Source organism: Paenibacillus sp. FSL H8-0315, assembly GCF_038005365.1.
Classification (GTDB): Bacteria; Bacillota; Bacilli; order Paenibacillales; family Paenibacillaceae; genus Paenibacillus_AQ; species Paenibacillus_AQ odorifer.
Genome location: NZ_JBBOTA010000001.1, coordinates 6,615,255 through 6,635,307 on the forward strand (window position 1 = coordinate 6,615,255; position 20,053 = coordinate 6,635,307).

Consider the following 20,053-nt stretch of genomic DNA (forward strand, 5'->3'; position numbering starts at 1 on the left):
TTCCATCGACATATGGAGGGAATTGTGAAGTTATTATGGGAGTGAAATTACGAAAGATTCTTATTATAGGAACTATTTTGTATACACTGTTGATCTTATATTTTTTGTTTTTTGCTTTCAATAGAGTAGAGCATGCAACAAGCCAGTATGAATATACGTTTATGTTGATTCCAGAAAGTGTTCCGCTTCTTTTTCCTGATCTCTTTGACCTATCCTTTTCTTGGGTTTATGACTTTGGGAACATCGCTGCTTTTATTCCTTTTGGCGTATTATTCCCTTTGCTGTATCGTACACATTTTAAGAAGTTTATTTGTTTGTTTATCTTAACAATTTTTGTGCTGGAAAGTCTTCAAGCTTTAACTTTTTTGGGTTCCTTTGATGTAGCCGATGTCATCTCCAATACGTTAGGAGCAATGATCGGATTTTGTGCATATAAGATTGGATTTTCCCCGGAAATCACCAGGAGATCACTTTTTACTTCGGCATTATCTGTTGTTGTGCTATTGGTTGGAATCATGGGAATCTCTGAGATCATTGATTTAACTCTGAAGAAAAGTGAAAGACCTGTGCAGGGATTACAAACGTTAGAAAAGCTTACGGGAAGCATGCCTATCACGCATAATCTTCCCAGTTTCACTATCGCAGGTGAAAATATAATACCAAAAATGAATTTGTACAGCAGTGAAGGTGAAGATATTAAAAAATACACCTATACTTTGGGTGATAAAAAAGAGGTATGGTTATATTTCAGCTTTGGATTCCCGCAGAATGAAATTTCTAGCAGTGAACTAATGATTATAGCTGATGGTAACATGATCCTTCAATCCAGTGAACAATATAGTTCCCAAGCTGAACTCAACAATACGGCATTAGTTACCGTAAAAGAAATAACCTTTATCCTTAAAGGGAATGTGAAGTTATGGGATGTAGGATTTAGTGAAATGAAGCATTGGTGGGAATGAGGAACTAACCCTTCGTTAATTTTATTAACGGAGGGTTTCTTTTGCTGATCGCCTCATATACATATTCCGATATACAGCCGGGGTGAGGTTCTCGTATTTTTTGAAGGTTTTAATGAAATAGCCCGTGTCGCAAAAGCCCAAATCATCACTGACTTGATTGATCGGGGAATCCGTGGATTCCAGCAGTTGCTTAGCCCATTCAATCTTGAGTCTGGCAATGAAGATGGAGAAATTCTCTCCAGTTTCTTTAGTGAAAATACGGCTGAAATAACTGGGGCTGATATGACAAAGCTTAGCCATCTCTTTGAGGCTGAAATTCTCATTTTTGTGTGCATAAATGTAATTAAAAGCAGGCTGAAGCACAGAATTTACAGAGACGAACTTTTGTACACCATTCTTTAATTTGGTCTCGATCAAGGCCCCGGATAACTCCTGCTGTATGGATTGGATTTTTCGATACGTACGGTCTGACTCGTCCATTGCTTCAGCAGAAGCGGGTGCTTCTATATTGGTGGTCAGAACCTTTTTATACAAATCCACAGTAGTATGCTTTTGAATGGCTTCCTCCACGATATAGGTACTTAACTGCAGCAGCAGCTCAACACACTTTGTTACTTCATCGTAGGATAAAACAGGCAGTGCCTGGTAATCCTCTTTGAGTGCTTTAAATTTCATGTTCGTCTCCACATTCGGCGGGCGAGAGACAATTTGCTCCAGTTGTGGCACGTCAGGTTCACGAAGCTTGAGCTGTCCGGCCATAATTGCACCTAGATATTGATTATCTATAATGATCGGAATCGCGATATCTATAATATTGAAATGACATAAATAAATAAACGGTTTGTTCTGGCGAACCGCTTCAATCCCAGCGCGGGCATCACATTTTTGACAATATTGAGAGAGATGGGAGTCCTGGCGCACACCTTGACAGAATGGCTGGCAATAGCTGTGCTTGGTCACAGGAACACCCTTGTAATCAACAGTAAGAATAGCCATTTTGGTTACAAGAGATAAGGAATCCTGGAGCTTTTCCCATTTCTTCAAATCAATAATTTCTTCTAGGTTGAACCGGGATTTTGACATCACAAAATTCTCCTATGTAAGTTATAGAATCTTAATGAACATTATACAGAATAATTCAACACAATGACATGAAAGTTCGATTTTTCACGATTATGACAAAAAAATACGATAAGAAAACGCTTTAATAAGCTTTTATTGTTTCATGTTTCTTAAATTAGAGCAATCTATAATGATAACTATAAACAACTGAGGAGGAACGAAAAATGAGAAGAGCATTTATCAGTCCGACGAAATATGTACAAGGTGAGAATGAATTATTGAACTTAGGTTACTTCGTAAAAACATTTGGTGATTCTGCTTTGTTAATTGCCCATCCAGATGATGTAACACGTGTGAAAGACAAACTGGAGTCAACTAAACAGAAATTTAATATAACTCTTGTTGAAAGCGGCTTCCACGGGGAATGCTCAAGACAAGAAGTCGCCAGATTACAAGCGCTAGCCAAAGAACATCAATGTGCATGTACGATTGGCTTGGGTGGAGGTAAGGCGATTGATACGGCAAAATGTGTAGCTGAAGGAGAAGCGCTGATTATCGTTCCAACGATAGCAGCAACTGATGCTCCGACAAGCCACTCAGCGGTGCTCTATACTCCGGAAGGTGAATTCGATGATTATGCTTATTTCAAGCAAAGCCCGAGTGTAGTCATGATTGATACAACAGTTATTGCCAATGCACCTACAAGATTTCTTGTGGCAGGTATGGGAGATGCACTTTCAACCTATTTTGAAGCAAGAGCTACTGCAAATTCTTACTCCAATGTGAATGCAGGTTTACCTTGCGGAGTTCGTGAAGGGGTTTGCGGTGAAGCTAAAGGAACAGTAACAGCGTTGGGACTTGCGAAGCTCTGCTATGAGACATTGCTTGAGAATGGATTCAAGGCGAAGCAAGCTTGCGATCTGAATATCGTAACCCCAGCTTTGGAGAATATAATTGAGACGAATATTCTTTTATCGGGTCTTGGGTTTGAAAGTGGTGGTTTGGCAGCGATTCATGCGATTCATAATGGGTTAACTGCTTTGGAAGGAACTCATCATTATTATCATGGTGAAAAGGTTGCCTTCAGCACGATTGCTCAATTGGTTCTTGAAAATGCAGACCGGACTGAATTAAAAGAAGTGTTGGACTTCTGTCTTTCGATTGGCCTTCCAGTATGCTTAGCGGATATTGGTGTTGAGCATGTAACCTATGAGGAACTGCTTGAGGTTGCTAAAAAAGCTTGCATTGCTGAGGAATCTATCCATTCGATGCCGTTCCCAATTACGGAGGATGCGGTTGCATCAGCAATTATGGCAGCCGATCAATTAGGCCGTCAATATAAATCAAGTAAGGAGCTTTAAGATGAAAAAAATAATAAACAAGCCGGAGACTCTGGTTAGGGAAATGTGTAACGGGCTTGTCTTGGCGCATCCCGAGCTGGATTTCGATCCTAAATTCAAAGTGATTTCTAAGAAAGAGATCAATCAAGATAAAGTTACCCTGATCAGTGGTGGCGGAAGCGGGCATGAGCCGGCTCATGCCGGGTTTGTAGGAACCGGGATGCTGGATGCAGCTGTATGCGGTGATGTGTTTGCTTCTCCATCCCAAATTCAGGTTTATCAAGCGATTCGCCGCACAGCAAGCACCAAAGGTTCGCTGCTTATTATCAAGAATTATAGCGGTGACATCATGAACTTTAAAAATGCGGCCCATCTAGCAACTGAAGACGGTATCGAAGTGGATTATGTCAAAGTAGACGACGATATTGCCGTTGAAGACAGCCTTTATACAGTAGGCAGAAGAGGCGTAGCCGGAACAGTGCTTGTTCATAAGGTAGCCGGAGCAGCAGCAGAAGCTGGATTGTCCTTAGCGGAAGTGAAAGAAGCGGCGCAACATGCAATTGATCATGTGCGCAGCATAGGCTTCGCCTATACCTCTTGTACCGTGCCTGCCAAAGGTACTCCGACATTTCATATTGAAGAGAACGAGATGGAATACGGGGTTGGCATCCATGGAGAACCTGGAATACGCAGGGAGAAAATTGTACCCGCAGATGAATTAGCACAGCGAATGGTTACCTCTTTGCTAGACAACTTCCAAATGAATGATCAGAAGCAGGAGGAAGTAGCCGTATTAATTAATGGTTTTGGAGGCACCCCGCTGCAAGAGTTATATTTGCTGAACAATTCTGTCATCCGCGAATTAACCGCTAAGAATAAGCAAGTGTTTAAAGTGTTTGTTGGTAACTACATGACCAGCATTGACATGGCAGGTGCATCGGTGACGATAATGAAGCTGGATGAGACACTGAAGAAATGGTTATCTGCGCCTTGTGATACACCAGCCTTGTCGATTAAAGGCCCTTTTGAGCCTGTGAAATATACTGAAGTAATCCAAGAAGAGAAAGCAGACAGCAATGTATCCTTTAAGAATAATACGGATGCTGCTGCAGCGGTGATTAAGAACAATCGGTTTACTTTGCAAAATATCGTCTATCTGCTCGATCAAATGAGCCAGGTTATTATCGAGAATGAAGTTCCGTTCTGTGAGCTTGACTCCCACGCTGGAGACGGCGATTTCGGGATGAGTGTAGCTAAGGGCTTTAAACAGCTGAAAGTCGAGTGGGAAGATATTTTAGCTCATCATCTCACTAATATCGGTGAGTTCCTTGACGCCTGCTCCATGGTCATTATGGAATATTGCGGCGGAGCATCCGGACCGATCTGGGGATCAGGCTTCCGCGCAGCGAGCAAAAATGTTCAGCAGAAGGAAGAGCTGACCATTCAGGAGTTTGCTGATATGATGCAGGCTGTTGTCAAAGGGATTCAAGATACGGGTGAAAGATCTTTTGGCAGAGGGGCTGTCGTCGGAGACAAGACATTGATTGATGCGCTTGTACCGTTCGCAGATGCCTGGACCCAAAGTGCAGAACAAGGCGACGATATTAAAGTGGCGGCAAATAAAGCAGCGGAAGCAGCTGTCCAAGGTTCTAAAAATACTATAGAAATCGTTGCCCGTATGGGAAGAGCCGGTACAGTAGGGGAACGCAGCATCGGTTATCCAGATGCGGGTGCTCATGCGCTTGGGGTTATTTTCACAGAGCTGGCAAAAGCAATGAAATAAACAAGGTTAACTGGCGTATCACCTAAAATTTAAAAAAAACGTACTGCATTAGCTGCAGTACGTTTTTAATTTAAATAACAAATTCAACGATGTATTGTTGGCAAATGAGTTCATATCCCAGCGATTGATATAGAGAAATGGCTCCTACATTCTCCTCAAAAACATTCAAATATACGTTAGCTGAAATGGCATGTCCTTGGCGTGTTAGCTCTGCACAGACTTTTTTTCCATAACCATTTCTTCTCCAGGCTACATCTGTTCCGATATTTCCTAGTTCAACGTAATCCTCACTATATATATGGTATCCTCCTACAGCAATCAGCTCGTCTTGTGCCATCACACCATAGAACGGATTCTGTAATTCTTCTTTTGAAAAAGCCATGGTTTGCAGCTCGTTCATCTTTGCTTCAATTCGCTGGAAATGAGCAGGTCCTAAGTGCATAACATGCTTGTCCGCTGTTGGTAGAACATCTTCATGAATATGTTTCATAAGAAGCAATTTTTTGGGAGGGCTGTAGAACTCAAGCTGAGAAGCAAAGACCTGCAGCTCTTGTTCGTTAATAATAAAGCTACCTACCGCATGGTTATGTAGATGTAATTCATCTTTCATGAACGCCAACATTGAGCTGAGACAAAAGGATTGCTGAACTGGATATACAGAAAAAGCATTAAACGGAAGGCCACTTAAAAAGGCTAATACTCCAAGCAACTCGCCCTGGTCAGAATACTGACCGTAATGCACTGTGTTTTGTCTGCGAAAAGTAAGGTATGAATAATATAAAAAATGCTGTTCCTTATTAATCGAGCTTAAAATAACATCCAACTCTGCTGCTGTTAATTTTCTATACATATACGACCTGCCTCCATTAACAATTGCTGTTGCTATTTCCTCTTGCTGAATTAGCACAACCTTTTCTAATATATCATAAATCAGAACTTTGTTTGCTTTATTGCTGGGTTGAGCCAAGTATGATACTATTGTCCCCTTAGAAACATAAAATGAGATATGAAGGTTTTCTTGAAAGGATGATATATATTAAGGCAATCTTAGTTCGGTACTTCGGAAATCCGCAAGATCGAACCGCCATGTTCAACGCTGCTTCCCTAGTCATCAATGCTTTTATTGGTATAGGCAAGTTAATTCTTGGGTTATATCTATTGTCCGGATGGTTCATCACAAATGCACTTTATTATCTGATCCTGTGTATAGCCAAAGGACAGGTGCTTCATAAATATACATTAGCTAAAAAAGTCAGTTCAGCACAGCAAAGGTATTCCATGGAGCTTTATGTTTATAAGCGTGGCGGTGTTTTTCTTTGTCTTCTAGGGGTTTCTTATCTGTTGGTCTGCTTGCGGATTTATCTAGTCGGAGACGCTTTGGTTTATGAAGGTTACATTGTATATCTGGTAGCACTGATCGCTTTTACAAAACTTGGTTTTGCCATTCATGGAAATATTGTTAACCGTCATCTCAAAAATCCCATTATATCAACATTAAAAATGATTAGCTTTACTGATGCCTTAGTCTCCATTGTTGTCACTCAAATGGCTGTGCTTACAATGAAAGGCTCACCTCAGGCATTAAACGCCAGCGCGTTGTTTGGCATGGGATGTAGTGTTTTATTTTGTCTGGGGGGGATCTGGATGATGCTCCGTAAGACAAAGGCTCCAATGAAGGAAGTAGAATTAATTAAAAATTAGATGATATCATAACTTCCCCTTATCCCTTAGGATGAGGGGTTATTTGTATTTTTATGTCATATTATCAGCGTTGAATGCCGAAGCTTATAGAAAATTATATTTTTATGCAACCTAAACACTTCTTTTCCTACTTTATAAGTGAATGCTTAAATTAAATCGAACGGAAGTGATGGAGTGGAAGATAGTGAAATCATACAATTGTATTTTGCACGTAATGAAAGGGCAGTAGAAGAAACATCGAAAAAATATAGAAATTATTGTACTCGGATCGCTCATAACATTTTGTCTAATGCTGAAGATTCGGAAGAATGTGTTAACGATACCTTTCTTGGTGCATGGGAAGCAATACCGCCGAAGTCTCCTGCAAAGCTGTCCTCTTTTCTGGGGAGAATCACACGAAATATTGCTTTGAACAAATACGATTATTACATGGCTAAAAAACGGAATAAAAAATTCGATACGATTCTTAATGAATTAAACGATTGTTTATCCTCTTCAGACAACGTTGAAACCCAATACGAGGAAGCACAAATAGCCGAATCTATAAGCAAATTTCTACACAACATTAAGGAAGATCAGCGGAATGTTTTTTTGAGGCGTTACTGGTATTCTGATTCTTTGGCCGATATTGCCGCACGCTTCTCAATCAGTGAAAGTAAAACCAAATCAATTCTTTTCAGAACACGCAAAAAACTCCAAATATATCTTCAGAAAGAGGGTTATTTCCTTTGAATAATAAAGAGCTCTTCAAAACAATCGGTTACATAGACGAAAATCTGATAGAAAAAGCCAACTCCGCGAGACGCACTAATAAAAAAGCTTATGTAAAGTGGGGCTCACTCGCAGCTTGTGCTGCATTGGTGTTAGGTGTGGCCGTTTATAAATTTCCGCAGACTCCGTTGCCTAATTCACCACAAATATCACAGCAGACACCAGTCTCGTCTCCCACAGGGGTTCGCAAAATTCTGAATTACAATGGATACCGTTATGCATTCGTAGCAGATGGCGCTCAGTTTAAGTTCACAGGTATGGAGCCTGACAAATCGCTTGGTGCATTAGAGTTTGATCTCAACCAAGAGCCCGGAAAGAATGACGGGGATAAGAATGCGGAAAAAGATTATGCCGCTACGTTCGCTATGGGTGGAAAGCTGTATGAAATCCCAACATACCCATCCCATTTTCGTATTGCAGTTAAGGATGAGCAATATTATTATCTAGCTGAAATTGTGGCGAAGGTAGACGATTCTGCAATGAGCGCGAAGGAGTATCTAGATCTGGCTAATCTGAAGGAGCATGCAAAAGATATCTATATTCTGAATCATGTGGGGAATGACGTGCAAAAGACTATCACTGATCATCCTATTGTTGAGTCCATTATCGAAGGTTTGTACAGCGCAAAAAAAACAGAGCTAAGCATTAAGGAATATGAAGCTCTTGCAGCGGCGCAATCCCAAGGAAAATCATATCAATTACAGTTCAACCTCAAAGACGGGACTTATATCGCCATGTATATCATTCCCGAATTAAAGGTGGTGTCTATGGGTGATGCTTATTATTATTTGCCTGATACCTTTTTTGATCAAACCAGCGACCTCTTTTCAGGTCTGACACAAGAAGTGCTACCGCTTTACTGAGAAGGCGGAGATAAGAGATCCTTAAAAACTGTGCATTGCAGGTTATCTAATATCTCGCATATAATGATCTAAATGATAATCGTTATCATTTAATAGAAGAGAAAAGGTGATCTGCTCATGATAAAACATAATATTGGGATTACGGAGTGCAGCTTACCTGCTGAGTGTATAACAGAATGACAAGTTCATCTATTCATAACATCTATAACGGGTATTTCGATGCTTTGTTTGAGGCTCCGTCTATGAGGGGTACTACAGAGAGGAAACATTTCGCACAATCCAGTACCCAAGGATACGTCGATAGAGTTATCACACCCTCCGGGATCGAAATTGTTGATAGTGATTACCGTTTTGCTGATGATCGCCTAGTTCGGGTTCAATCCGAAGCGGCGATGATTGAGTTAAGCTTTTGTCTGCAGGGAAGCGGGGAAGTTCATGTAACAGATACCAGCCATGAGTTAATGCCCGATAGTTGTTCATTGCAGTTCATGCAGGATTTCCAAGCGGAATTTCACTATCGGAGTGCTGAACCTATCCGTTTATTGTCCATAGGTGTGCCGGTTACACTATTCGATTCATGGATGGCGGATCAAAGCTCTTCACATGCTCGCAGCTTATCCGGGCTGTTAGATTCACGTGCTTTTCGAATGTTCCGTATGCCTATTCTTCCAGAAACCACCCGATTATTGGTGCAATTGAGAGACTGTCCATATCATACCTCCATGCGCCGGTTGTACGTAGAGGGGAAGGCATTAGAACTCCTATCTGTATATTTTGACGCATTTCTTTTTGAGCAGAAACATACTAAACGCAGTTTGCATTTATCACGTAGTGACCGAGAAAACATTCGGAAAGCCAGGGATATCATCCTTGACCACATGGCAAACCCACCTTCGCTAATCGAATTGTCCAAGCTGGCAGGCATTAACGAATACAAATTAAAAGTTGGATTTAAGGAAGAGTACGGAACAACTGTATTTGCATATTTACGGAACAAACGTTTAGAAAAAGCATGGGAAATCATAAGTACCGGGGAGATTAGTGTCAGCCAAACAGCGACGATGGTAGGTTACAACAACTTTAGTCATTTTGCCGAAGCTTTTCGGAAGCAGTATGGAATTAATCCTTCAGAAGTAATTAAAAAACGATAAAAATTAAATAAATATCCGCCAAACCGTTATTCAATCCCTCTGCCGGTAGTTCTGTCCTATCAGCAGAGTGTATGATCGGACTTGCTAGAAGTGAGAATGATTATCAGTAGATTGGAGAGGGTTGGAAAAATGTTCAGTTTAAAACAGATCTCTTTTGTGGGAATCGCCTTAATCATGATGGTGATGCTGTACGGGTGTGGGAATTCAGGTCAGGAGGCTAAGGTAGAAAATTCTCAACCTGCGGTAAATTCAGAACCCGTCGCTACTAATTCGACCGAAACACGTACCCTCAAGGATGCTAAAGGGGATATTGTAATACCGGTGAACCCGGTTAGAATTGCCGATGTATCCGGCTCAACGGAAGAACTTCTGGTGCTTGGATATAAACCTGTTATTACTGGGAATACAGATATGGCTAATTCATTAGAAATCACTCCTATTCTCAAAAAAGAACTGCCTGATGTAACTCCCGCTGGATGGTTTCAGACGGAAGTCAACTTAGAAGCGATCATTGCAGCAAGCCCTGATTTGATACTGGCAGGACCTACCCAAGAAAAAATCTATGATCAACTAAATATGATTGCTCCAACAGTGAGGGTGCCTTATGGCTTTAACGCTTTTAGAGAGCGATTTGCATTTGTTGCGGAGGTGCTTGATAAGAAAGCGGAAATGGAAACGTGGCTGAAGGCCTATGATCAACGTGCTATACTACTACATGATCAAATCACTGAGATAACCAAGGAAGAGACGTTTGCGATAATCGAAGCTACAGAGAAAGAAATACGCATCTATTCCCGCACAGGTATTGCGGATATGATTTTTAATGATCTAGGATTACCCCTCGCGCCAGGTACACCGGAGCCAGATCCATGGGGAGGGAAAGTGACAAGTCTAGAAGCACTGTCTACCTTTAATCCAGACCATATCATTTTATTATCCGATAATGACCAGAATGTTCTTGACCAAAGCAAGGTCTGGAGTAATCTGAAAGCTGCAAAATCGAATAATATATATCGCATGACAAGCAGACAAAATTATAATGAGGCTTTCTTTGCTTTAGGAAAAGAAGCATTGTTGGAGCAAATATCCGAACAAATCAAGGAACATATCAAACAGTAAAGGATAATTTAATCTTTTCTCGAATATTCTCTGAGTTGCAATGATTATTATTTAAAGGGATGATTAAATTGAAGCAAGGGATATTAGTTTTTCTAAATGGAACTTCAAGTTCCGGAAAGACCTCCATATCGACTGAACTGATAAAACAGAAAGAGATTCCTTTTTATCATTTATCAATTGATGATTTTTTTAATAATTACAATGATTTTATTAATAATAAATTTCCAGATGAACCTACAAGAGAAATAGATCATCAAGTCGTTTCCCAAATATTAGATGATTCCATATTCTCAGTGTACCGCTCGACAATTAAATTGTTAATAGAAATGGGTTTTAATGTAATAGTAGATACCGTAATCGACAATGATAAGAGGTTTAATGTGTTTCTTGAGCAATTTTTCGATCAGCCTACGTTATTTATAGGTGTAATATGCTCGAAAGAAGAACTCATAAGAAGAGAGCAAACAAGAGGAGATAGAAAGATTGGACTAGCAGCTTCACAGTTTAGCAAAGTATATTGCTTTGATGAATATGACCTCGAAGTAAATACGGAAGAGATGAATTCAATAGAATGTGCCGAAAAGATATTAAGTTTTATTAAGTCCAATAAGGAATACTCGGTATTTAAGAAATTAAGTAAAAGAAATGTTAGTGTTTCCTAGATGGCGTATCCAGATAACACCATATTCAAGCGGGTCAAAAAAGAGAGGATCCTTTATAATAATGAGAATGGTTCTCACTATTATAAAAACTTGATCGGAGAGCGGTAGCAATGACTGGAATAGATTTTCATCACAATTTCAATCTTTTTTTCGATGGGCTTGAGCTGCCGCGGCAGAATAGAGATCGTACAGAGCACATGGCACTACATTCGCAAAGGGGAGAAGGGTTCGTTCGTCGATTCGTCCCACGCTTTGATATCAATGTGGTGGTATCCGATTTTACCTTTCGCCAGGATTACAGCGTGCCTCTCGTAACCAAAACAGCAATGGTTGAGCTTAATTATTGTTTGCAAGGGAAAAGAGAAGTCTCTGTTGATGGTGTCCAGTATGAGTTTGTTCCGGGAAGCTGTACGCTACAACTCATGAATGAAGTTGGCTCTCAATTTGAGTTTCAGGGGAATGAATCTTATCTGATGTTAGGCATAGGTATTCCTGTTTCGACTTTCCATCACTTCATGGAAGAAGGCGGGGGTGGGAGATCCGCTGATTTTGACCGCATTCTTGGCCAAGCATCTTTTCGTGTTTTTCAGGAAACGATGCAGCCGTCTACTGCTATCGTGCTTGAGCGAATGCTGGCAGCTCTTCAAAACCGCAGCACCAAAAATCTGGAGATCGAATGTAGTACATTAGAGCTTTTGTCGTTGGGCTTTCAATCGATTCTAACAGAAGGTACTTCTGGGACAACAAAGCTGTCGAAAAGCGACATGACAAAAATTAGTGAAGCGCGGGACATCATGATGCAACGGATGATAGATCCGCCAAGCCTGTTGGAGCTCTCCCGATTGATTGGCATGAATGATAACAAATTAAAATCTGGCTTTAAAGAAATGTTCGGAACAACTGTATTCGGCTATTTGCGGGATATAAGGCTGGAGAAGGCTCTACACCTATTGCAGCAAGGTGATTTGAACGTTAATGAGACATCCTGTGCTGTGGGTTATTCCAACTCAAGTCACTTCTCGGAGGTGTTTCGGGAGAAATACGGGATCAATCCCGGCAAGCTTGTGAAACAGTTTGCTTCTTCTGTACTGATGACTTCAAAACACGAATCGAACCTTTAAAGAATACGGAGATAACAGTTGCAAATAACCCACCAGTCACGACTGGTGGGTTATTACATTTACATATGAAGATAAACGCAAAATCCCTCAGAATTTATTCTATCTCTCGACTACTGTTTCTCCTTCAATTAACACAGGTTGATAATAAGTATTGTTGGGAAGATCCTTTTTTCCTTGTAATTTTTTAATGACCCAATCCGCTGCATCACGGCCCATAGTTTCTTGGGGATGTGTTAAAGTGGTCAGTTTGATGTTTGCATTTTGGGCAATATAGGAGTTGTCCTGGCCAATAATTGATAATTCCTCTGGTATAGAAATGTCTAGCTGTCTGCAAGCATTGACCACTTCCAGACCAACCTCGTCGTTGTAGCAGACAATCGCAGAGAGGGTATCTCTATTTTTATTTAGGAAATCCTTCAAGTTCGTAGCTAAGGTTTGTTTGGTCTCGGTGTTGAACGAAAATATTTGCTCTGGATAAAACCGTAATTTAGCTTCTTCGAGAGCTTTGATATAGCCCTTCATTCGATATTTGCCCTGTAAATCATCCATTTTTGCGATAAGTCCAATTTGAGAGTGGCCTTTGGAGATCAATTCTTTTGTTGCCAGATAACTGGACTGCACATCGTCAAGACAAAGGAAGGGGAGCTCTATTTCCTCATAAAAAGCATTAATCATAATGAGTGGAATATCTTGCTCCTTAAACGACAGATAATACGCAATATTGGGATTATACAGATTACTTTTCGTAGGTTCAATAATTAAACCATCTACGCCGTAGGACAACATCATTTCGAGAGCTTTTTTTTCTTGCGCAACATCGTTATTGGTACTAGCCAATAGTAGTGAATAGTTATCCTCATTCATTCGGCTTTCAATCCCCCGGATAATAGAAGGGAAGATATAGTCAGAGATATAGGTCGTAATTACACCGATCGTCTTCTTATGGGAACTCCCGCCGGTCTTTGTGCGATATTGGTTGCTGACATACGTGCCAGAACCTTTTTCGCTGCGGAGGAATCCTTCGTTGGATAGCTCTAAAATGGCTTTTCTAACAGTCTGTCTGCTAACCTCGTACAAGGACTGCAAGGCAGACTCCGTAGGAATTTGTTCGCCTACATTGTAATCTCCTGAAAGGATCTTGCTTTTTATATCCTCTATAATCACTTGATACTTTGGTTTCATGTAATTCCTCTTTCCATACTTGTTCGCTTTATAATTCGTACATTTCGTTAAGTTGTATGTACAAATTATAGCATGACTACGAATTAAATATAAAGGGGCTCTTTTTTTATGAAAAATGTAAATATTTCGTACCTTTAGATCATCATAAACAAACTAAGTCCGGAGTTAAATTATTATCTTCTCCATATTTGTATGTATATATAACTATTTTATTGACAAATGTACGTACAAAAATTTATACTAAAGCTGTCAATTAAGAAAGCGAATTCTTTTATATTAAAAAAGCGCTGTCAGAGAGGTGACCAACGTGATATCGAATCGATTAATCATCGAAGAAGCAATCAATAAGGGAGAAACTTCGCTAGGGATTGAATTTGGATCCACGCGTATTAAAGCAGTACTTATTGATCATAGTTTTCAAACGATCGCTTCTGGAAGTTATGAATGGGAAAATCAGTTGAAAGACGGCTTTTGGACGTACAGCCTAGAAGATATTATCAAAGGTCTACAAGATGCTTATCGTGAGATGAAGCAAGAAGTTCAACAAAATTACGGAATCACCCTCCAAACCGTTGGTTCAATCGGGTTTTCTGCAATGATGCATGGATATATGGCTTTTGACGAACAGGATCAATTGCTCGTTCCGTTCCGGACTTGGCGTAATGCAACAACGGGTAAGGCAGCCAAAGAACTGACAGATGTATTTAAATTCAATATTCCTGAACGTTGGAGTATTGCTCATCTTTATCAGGCGATCTTAAACAAAGAAGAACATGTGCCGCAGATTCGGTTTGTTACAACGTTAGCAGGATACATTCATTGGTTATTGACCGGCAACAAAGCACTTGGTGTTGGAGATGCTTCAGGTATGTTCCCGATTGATGAATCCATAGGAAATTATAATGAATCTATGATACAACAGTTTGACGAGCTTATTGCTGGCAAAGGTTATTCGCTGAAGACCAGCGACCTTCTTCCTAAGGTGTATGTTGCCGGTGAGCAAGCAGGTCTATTAACCGAAGCAGGAGCCAAAATTCTGGATCCATCATTGCAATTACAAGCTGGGATTCCGCTTAGTCCTCCAGAAGGGGATGCAGGAACCGGTATGGTTGCTACCAATAGTGTAAGAAAACGTACCGGGAATGTCTCCGTAGGAACCTCTGTTTTTGCCATGATCGTATTGGAAAAAGAGCTTTCCAAGGTTTATCCGGAAATCGATATGGTGACTACGCCAGACGGAAGTCCAGTAGGTATGGTTCATGCTAATAACTGTTCAAGTGACCTTAATGCCTGGCTCGGATTATTCCGTGAATTCTATGAAGCGATGGGGCAAAAGGTCGAAGCTGACAAATTGTACAGCGTACTGCTGAATAAAGCTTTGGAAGCAGACCCAGATGCCGGTGGATTGCTCAGTTACGGTTATTTCTCGGGTGAGAACATTACGGGGTTAGAAGAAGGTCGTCCGTTATTTGTACGTTCGCCTGAGAGCAAATTTAATCTGGCTAACTTTATGCGTACACATTTGTTCAGCGCCTTTGGTGCTTTGAAAATTGGAATGGACATTTTAACGAAAGAAGAGAATGTAGCCATAGATAGTATTTTAGGACACGGCGGTATATTTAAGACTCCGGTTGTTGGCCAAAGAATGATGGCAGCTTCACTGAATGTTCCTGTTTCCGTAATGTCGACAGCTGGAGAAGGCGGCGCATGGGGAATGGCTATTCTTGCCTCCTACATGATGAACAAAAATCAGGAAGAAAGCTTGGAAGACTTCCTCGATCAAAAAGTGTTCAAAGATGTAAAGGGAGAAGAAATTCATCCCGATGCAACCGACATTAAAGGTTTTGAAACCTTTATCGAACGTTATAAAAAAGGTCTGGCGATTGAGCAATCCGCTGTTGATAATTTAGTCTGAAAATGGAGGGACCAAGATGTTAGAACAACTTAAAGAAGAGGTTTTTCAAGCCAATCTGGAATTGCCGAAACATGGACTAATCAAGTATACATGGGGAAATGTGAGTGCAATTGATCGCGAAAGTGGATTATTCGTAATCAAACCTAGTGGTGTAGATTATGAAACAATGAAAGCCAGCGATATGGTAGTTGTTGATCTGGATGGCAATGTGGTTGAAGGGGAGATGAGACCTTCCTCCGATACCCCTACTCACGCAGTACTTTATAAACATTACTCCGAAATTGGCGGAATCGTGCATACACATTCCACTTGGGCGACTATCTGGGCACAAGCAGGACTTGACGTTCCTGTAATGGGAACTACGCACGCTGATACATTCTATGGCTCCATTCCTTGTGCGCGTTTCTTGACGCAAGAGGAAATCGATCGGGGTTACGAAGCGGAAACAGGTAATGTAATCATCGAAACCTTTGAACAACGCGGGATAGATATTATGGCGGTTCCCGGTGTTTTGCTTAAAGGCCACGGACCCTTTACTTGGGGGAAAAATGCAAAATCCGCTGTAATGAACAGCGTAGTGTTGGATGAAGTATCGAAAATGAATTTATTTGCTAGAGAGTTGAACCATTTTGCGGAAGAATTGCCACAACGTATTCTAGATAAACATTACTTGCGCAAACATGGGAAAGACGCTTATTACGGTCAAAAATAATCAAACTACAAAATGATGAAAAGAGGATGAATATGTCAACAGCAGTAGCAAAAGAATTTTGGTTTGTCGTAGGTTCGCAACATCTTTATGGGGAAGAAGCATTGGCTGAAGTTAAAGCGCACGCACAAACGATGACAGATGCTTTGAATAAAAGCGGAGTTTTGCCTTACCCACTAGTATTGCAGGATTTGGCTGTCAGCGCAGATAAAATCACCAACATTATGAAAGAAGTTAACTACCGTGACGAAGTTGCCGGTGTCATCACTTGGATGCATACTTTCTCACCTGCAAAAATGTGGATCCGCGGAACAAAAATGCTGCAAAAACCTTTGCTTCATCTAGCTACGCAATATAATGAAAGTATTCCATGGGCAACAATTGATATGGACTTCATGAACTTGAACCAAGCAGCTCATGGTGACCGTGAATATGGTTTTATTAACGCCCGTTTGAACAAACAAAACAAAGTGGTTGTAGGCTATTGGGAACGCCCTGAAGTTCAAAAGCAAATTGCAGAATGGATGGACGTAGCCGTTGCTTATAACGAAAGCTTCAATATCAAAGTTGCTCGTTTTGGTGACAACATGCGTAACGTTGGTGTAACTGAAGGAGATAAAGTTGAAGCCCAAATTCAATTTGGCTGGACGGTTGACTACTTTGGTATTGGTGACCTGGTTCAAGTCATTAATGAAGTTAAAGAAGAGGAAATCGATGGTTTGTTTGCTGAATATGCAGAGCTGTATGAATTCGACTATGGCACTAACAGCAAAGAAGCTTGGGAAGCTAGCGTAAGAGTTCAAGCAAGCTATGAAATTGCTATCAAACGTTTCCTTGATCAAGGTGGCTACAATGCCTTCACCTCAAACTTCGAAGATTTACATGGAATGAAACAACTTCCAGGACTTGCTGTTCAACGTTTGATGGCACAAGGATATGGTTTTGCTGGAGAAGGAGACTGGAAGACTGCAGCTCTAGACCGCTTGCTTAAAGTGATGAGCCATAACCAATCGACTGGCTTTATGGAAGATTACACTTATGAATTGACAGTTGGACAAGAATCTATTCTTCAATCCCATATGCTTGAAGTAGATCCAACTTTGGCAAGCAACAAACCAAAAATCATCGTGTCTCCACTAGGTATTGGTGGTAAAGACGATCCAGCCCGTTTAGTATTTGACGGCAAAGCAGGAGACGGTGTAGTGGTTTCCATGGCTGACTTCGGTACGCATTACAAACTTTTGATCAATGAAGTGACTGCTTTTGAACCAACTGTTCCAGCTCCAAACCTTCCAGTAGCTCGTGTGCTTTGGAATGTTAAACCAAACTTCCAAGACGGAGTTAAAGCTTGGATCGAAAATGGTGGCGGTCACCACACCGTTGTTTCATTAACTCTTACAACAGACCAAATTATTGCTTACGCAAAACTTGTGAACTTGGAATATGTAGTTATTAAATAATAGCAAAGCTTTATTACGATTAATAGGACTCCATTCCTCGGCTTTTTGAGGAATGGAGTCCTATTGTTTTGTTCGATTTACTTCAATAAATGCGATAGTTTCCACTTAGGGCCAGTAAACTAAAGAAGTACAGACAGTTATCATAATAACGACGTTGTCCAGTTCGCAAAGGTGTATCCCAAAACAAACGGACAAAATGCTCTGCCTCCGGGCCATCAGAAGCAAGCGAAGCCATAGCGTTGGTCGCCAAAAGGCCTACCGGATGCAGCGCCGGTTCGTCGAATGCCTGTCCCTCAATGGTATACCTCCGGTAATTGGAAACTTCGATATTCCTAAAAAAAGCTTGAATCCGGTTACATTGATCGACCTGCCAGCTGTCCTTTTGGAACCATGCCCAGTCCAAACCGATATTAGCCGCAACCCGGTAAGCATCACTGAAAAAATGACTGAAATCACCATGAGGCTGGGGTTCTGCCGGGGTGCCGTTAAAATTAGCATATTCGGGAGCGAGACCAGTTATAGGATTACATGTAGTGTGTAGATATGAGCGGCTGGCTTCCGCCGCTTCTCGCCAAAACATGTGGTCACCTGCATCAGCCCACAAAGCGAACAAATCATAGAAATGGGGGAGATGGTAAGATGGATCACTGAAGGTGGATTCCGGTACGAATTTAATCAGTTTCGTTTCCGCGTCCCACATTGAGTCACCAGCGCCTGTTTCAGTTTTATGTACACAAGCACGCAATATTATTCGAGCCTGCTCGGAATAATTATAAGGTGCCGGACCGTTCCCCCAACGTTTTGAGGCAAAAAACAAAGCCATGGCGAAAAACTCTTCCCCATCCGGTGCGGGTCCTTGAGAAATTCTTGTACCGTCAGGCTTGCAGTGCCAAGCAAAGTAATCGGCATAACGGCCTTCTTTGTGCTGCATAAACGTCTTAGAGAAGTTCCATAAACGATCAAACTCATCTTTTTTATTCATTTGAACAGCCATCATCATCCCGTAGGACATTCCTTCAGACCTAACATCCAGATTACCTGTATCCAGAATATAGCTTTTATCCTCGTCCAGCGGATAGTAGATTCGTACGTTCGGATCTCCGTAAAACAAATCACTCCAAGTTTCTTCGAGTTTAGCGTTGATTTCATCTTCAGAAAAGCCGAGCTCTTTAAATAAATTGCGATATTTCCCCGTATAAAAAGCACCTTGTTGTGTTATTGGCATGATATTTCCCCTCCTGTGCACTACGCATGCACTCCATTTCAATAAAAACTAAGGATGGATGGTTTGAATGGTGCCATCATCGTTGTATTTCAGCTCCGTATATTTTACAGAACGCTTGTTGTCAGCACCACCAGATAAAGAACTATCATGATAAAATAAATACCATTTCTCTTTAAACTGAACAATAGAATGGTGTGTTGTCCAGCCCAGGACGGGTGTAAGTATTTTTCCTTGATATACAAAAGGCCCAAGCGGATCTTTACTGATAGCGTATACAATATTATGGGTAGTACCCGTGGAATAAGAAAGATAATAATAACCGTTATATTTATGAACCCATGGACCTTCAAAATATCTTCTCTCTTCATCTCCAGCAAGAATCGGATTTCCGTTCGTATCGACGATGGATATTTCTCTAGGCGCACCTTCAAAGCTCAGCATGTCCTCGTTCAGCTCCGCTACGATAGGTCCTAGAGCAGGTGCCGTTTCAGCCGGTCCCTCTGCATCCGCAACAAATGAGCCGGTTTGCCATTTTTCAAGTTGACCGCCCCAAAGACCCCCAAAGTATATATATGATTTGCCACTATCATCAACGAAAACAGCGGGATCAATGCTATAACTGCCGGGAATGTAGTTCGGTTCAGGTGTAAAGGGTCCGGAAGGTGACGCTGAGGTTGCAACCCCAATTCGGAAAATATCGTCATGGTCTCGGGCTGGGAAAAACAAATAGTAGGTATTGTTTTTGTATGCTGCATCCGGAGCCCACATTTGCTGTTTAGCCCATGGGACATCCTTCACATGAAGCACTTCACCGTGGTCGATACAAGGGGAGCCATCTCCATCAATAGACAGAACATGGTAATCCTCCATATTATATTGGTCACCGTTGTCATTAGAGATCATATCGTGATCCAGGTCATGAGAGGGATAAATATAAATCTTGCCTTCAAATACATGAGCAGAAGGATCCGCAGTATAAATATGAGTTACGAGAGGTTCATTGGGTTGCACTGGCTTTGTCAAGTCA

The 20,053-nt window shown here is 41.1% G+C and carries 18 protein-coding genes; 13 read left to right on the forward strand and 5 right to left on the reverse strand.

Annotation, left to right across the window (positions count from 1 at the left end; genetic code table 11):
* Positions 1 to 35 precede the first annotated feature (35 nt).
* Positions 36 to 962, forward strand: a complete 927-nt coding sequence (locus MHB56_RS28935; protein ID WP_248548269.1) for a VanZ family protein — start codon at positions 36 to 38, stop codon at positions 960 to 962.
* A gap of 24 nt (positions 963 to 986) precedes the next feature.
* Here the strand turns inward: MHB56_RS28935 and MHB56_RS28940 are convergent, their stop codons facing one another.
* Positions 987 to 2,045, reverse strand: coding sequence for a PocR ligand-binding domain-containing protein (locus tag MHB56_RS28940; protein WP_076125624.1), 1,059 nt, complete (start codon positions 2,043 to 2,045; stop codon positions 987 to 989).
* A gap of 203 nt (positions 2,046 to 2,248) precedes the next feature.
* Here MHB56_RS28940 and MHB56_RS28945 point away from each other — a divergent pair, with 203 nt between their 5' ends.
* A complete protein-coding gene (locus tag MHB56_RS28945; RefSeq protein ID WP_076099237.1) occupies positions 2,249 to 3,385 on the forward strand; it encodes a glycerol dehydrogenase in 1,137 nt (378 codons plus the stop codon).
* 1 nt (position 3,386) lies between these two features.
* Positions 3,387 to 5,147, forward strand: coding sequence for a dihydroxyacetone kinase subunit DhaK (dhaK, locus tag MHB56_RS28950; protein ID WP_076217598.1), 1,761 nt, complete (start codon positions 3,387 to 3,389; stop codon positions 5,145 to 5,147).
* A 70-nt stretch (positions 5,148 to 5,217) separates the two neighbouring features.
* Here the strand turns inward: dhaK and MHB56_RS28955 are convergent, their stop codons facing one another.
* Complete coding sequence (locus MHB56_RS28955) at positions 5,218 to 5,997, reverse strand: GNAT family N-acetyltransferase (protein ID WP_076302133.1); 780 nt, start codon at positions 5,995 to 5,997, stop codon at positions 5,218 to 5,220.
* A 149-nt stretch (positions 5,998 to 6,146) separates the two neighbouring features.
* Here MHB56_RS28955 and MHB56_RS28960 point away from each other — a divergent pair, with 149 nt between their 5' ends.
* The 7 genes from MHB56_RS28960 (at position 6,147) to MHB56_RS28990 (ending at position 12,535) form a co-directional block, all read left to right on the forward strand.
* The gene (locus MHB56_RS28960) at positions 6,147 to 6,848 is read left to right on the forward strand and encodes a hypothetical protein (protein ID WP_076190366.1); all 702 of its coding nucleotides are present in this window, start codon (positions 6,147 to 6,149) and stop codon (positions 6,846 to 6,848) included.
* Between the two features lie 174 nt (positions 6,849 to 7,022).
* Entirely contained in the window at positions 7,023 to 7,580 is a 558-nt protein-coding gene (locus MHB56_RS28965) for an RNA polymerase sigma factor (protein WP_076125863.1), read from the forward strand.
* A complete protein-coding gene (locus tag MHB56_RS28970) occupies positions 7,577 to 8,482 on the forward strand; it encodes a hypothetical protein (protein ID WP_248548270.1) in 906 nt (301 codons plus the stop codon). Before MHB56_RS28965 ends, MHB56_RS28970 begins: the two co-directional genes overlap by 4 nt.
* A 176-nt stretch (positions 8,483 to 8,658) precedes the next feature.
* On the forward strand, positions 8,659 to 9,633 hold the full coding sequence (locus MHB56_RS28975; protein WP_076280634.1) for a helix-turn-helix transcriptional regulator: 975 nt from the start codon (positions 8,659 to 8,661) through the stop codon (positions 9,631 to 9,633).
* 129 nt (positions 9,634 to 9,762) lie between these two features.
* Complete coding sequence (locus MHB56_RS28980) at positions 9,763 to 10,752, forward strand: ABC transporter substrate-binding protein (protein WP_076302074.1); 990 nt, start codon at positions 9,763 to 9,765, stop codon at positions 10,750 to 10,752.
* Between the two features lie 68 nt (positions 10,753 to 10,820).
* A complete protein-coding gene (locus MHB56_RS28985; RefSeq protein ID WP_076184601.1) occupies positions 10,821 to 11,414 on the forward strand; it encodes a chloramphenicol phosphotransferase CPT family protein in 594 nt (197 codons plus the stop codon).
* A 110-nt stretch (positions 11,415 to 11,524) separates the two neighbouring features.
* Positions 11,525 to 12,535: a helix-turn-helix transcriptional regulator gene (locus tag MHB56_RS28990; RefSeq protein WP_076184602.1), complete on the forward strand. Its 1,011-nt coding sequence runs from the start codon at positions 11,525 to 11,527 to the stop codon at positions 12,533 to 12,535.
* 99 nt (positions 12,536 to 12,634) lie between these two features.
* Here the strand turns inward: MHB56_RS28990 and MHB56_RS28995 are convergent, their stop codons facing one another.
* Entirely contained in the window at positions 12,635 to 13,717 is a 1,083-nt protein-coding gene (locus tag MHB56_RS28995; protein ID WP_076125610.1) for a GntR family transcriptional regulator, read from the reverse strand.
* 307 nt (positions 13,718 to 14,024) lie between these two features.
* On the opposite strand from MHB56_RS28995, the gene MHB56_RS29000 reads away from it, so the two are divergent.
* From MHB56_RS29000 to araA, 3 genes are read left to right on the forward strand one after another with little or no spacing between them, the layout of a single operon-like run.
* A complete protein-coding gene (locus tag MHB56_RS29000; RefSeq protein ID WP_076302075.1) occupies positions 14,025 to 15,632 on the forward strand; it encodes a xylulokinase in 1,608 nt (535 codons plus the stop codon).
* 16 nt (positions 15,633 to 15,648) lie between these two features.
* Entirely contained in the window at positions 15,649 to 16,344 is a 696-nt protein-coding gene (locus MHB56_RS29005; protein WP_036677359.1) for an L-ribulose-5-phosphate 4-epimerase, read from the forward strand.
* Between the two features lie 32 nt (positions 16,345 to 16,376).
* Complete coding sequence (araA, locus tag MHB56_RS29010; protein ID WP_038571054.1) at positions 16,377 to 17,801, forward strand: L-arabinose isomerase; 1,425 nt, start codon at positions 16,377 to 16,379, stop codon at positions 17,799 to 17,801.
* An 82-nt stretch (positions 17,802 to 17,883) separates the two neighbouring features.
* On the opposite strand, the gene MHB56_RS29015 is transcribed toward araA, so the two are convergent.
* Positions 17,884 to 19,026 carry a glycosyl hydrolase family 8 gene (locus MHB56_RS29015; RefSeq protein WP_076190363.1) on the reverse strand — a complete coding sequence of 381 codons (1,143 nt, stop codon included), beginning with the start codon at positions 19,024 to 19,026 and terminating at the stop codon, positions 17,884 to 17,886.
* Positions 19,027 to 19,074: 48 nt separating this feature from the next.
* Entirely contained in the window at positions 19,075 to 20,049 is a 975-nt protein-coding gene (locus MHB56_RS29020) for a glycoside hydrolase family 43 protein (protein ID WP_076302076.1), read from the reverse strand.
* Positions 20,050 to 20,053 lie beyond the last annotated feature (4 nt).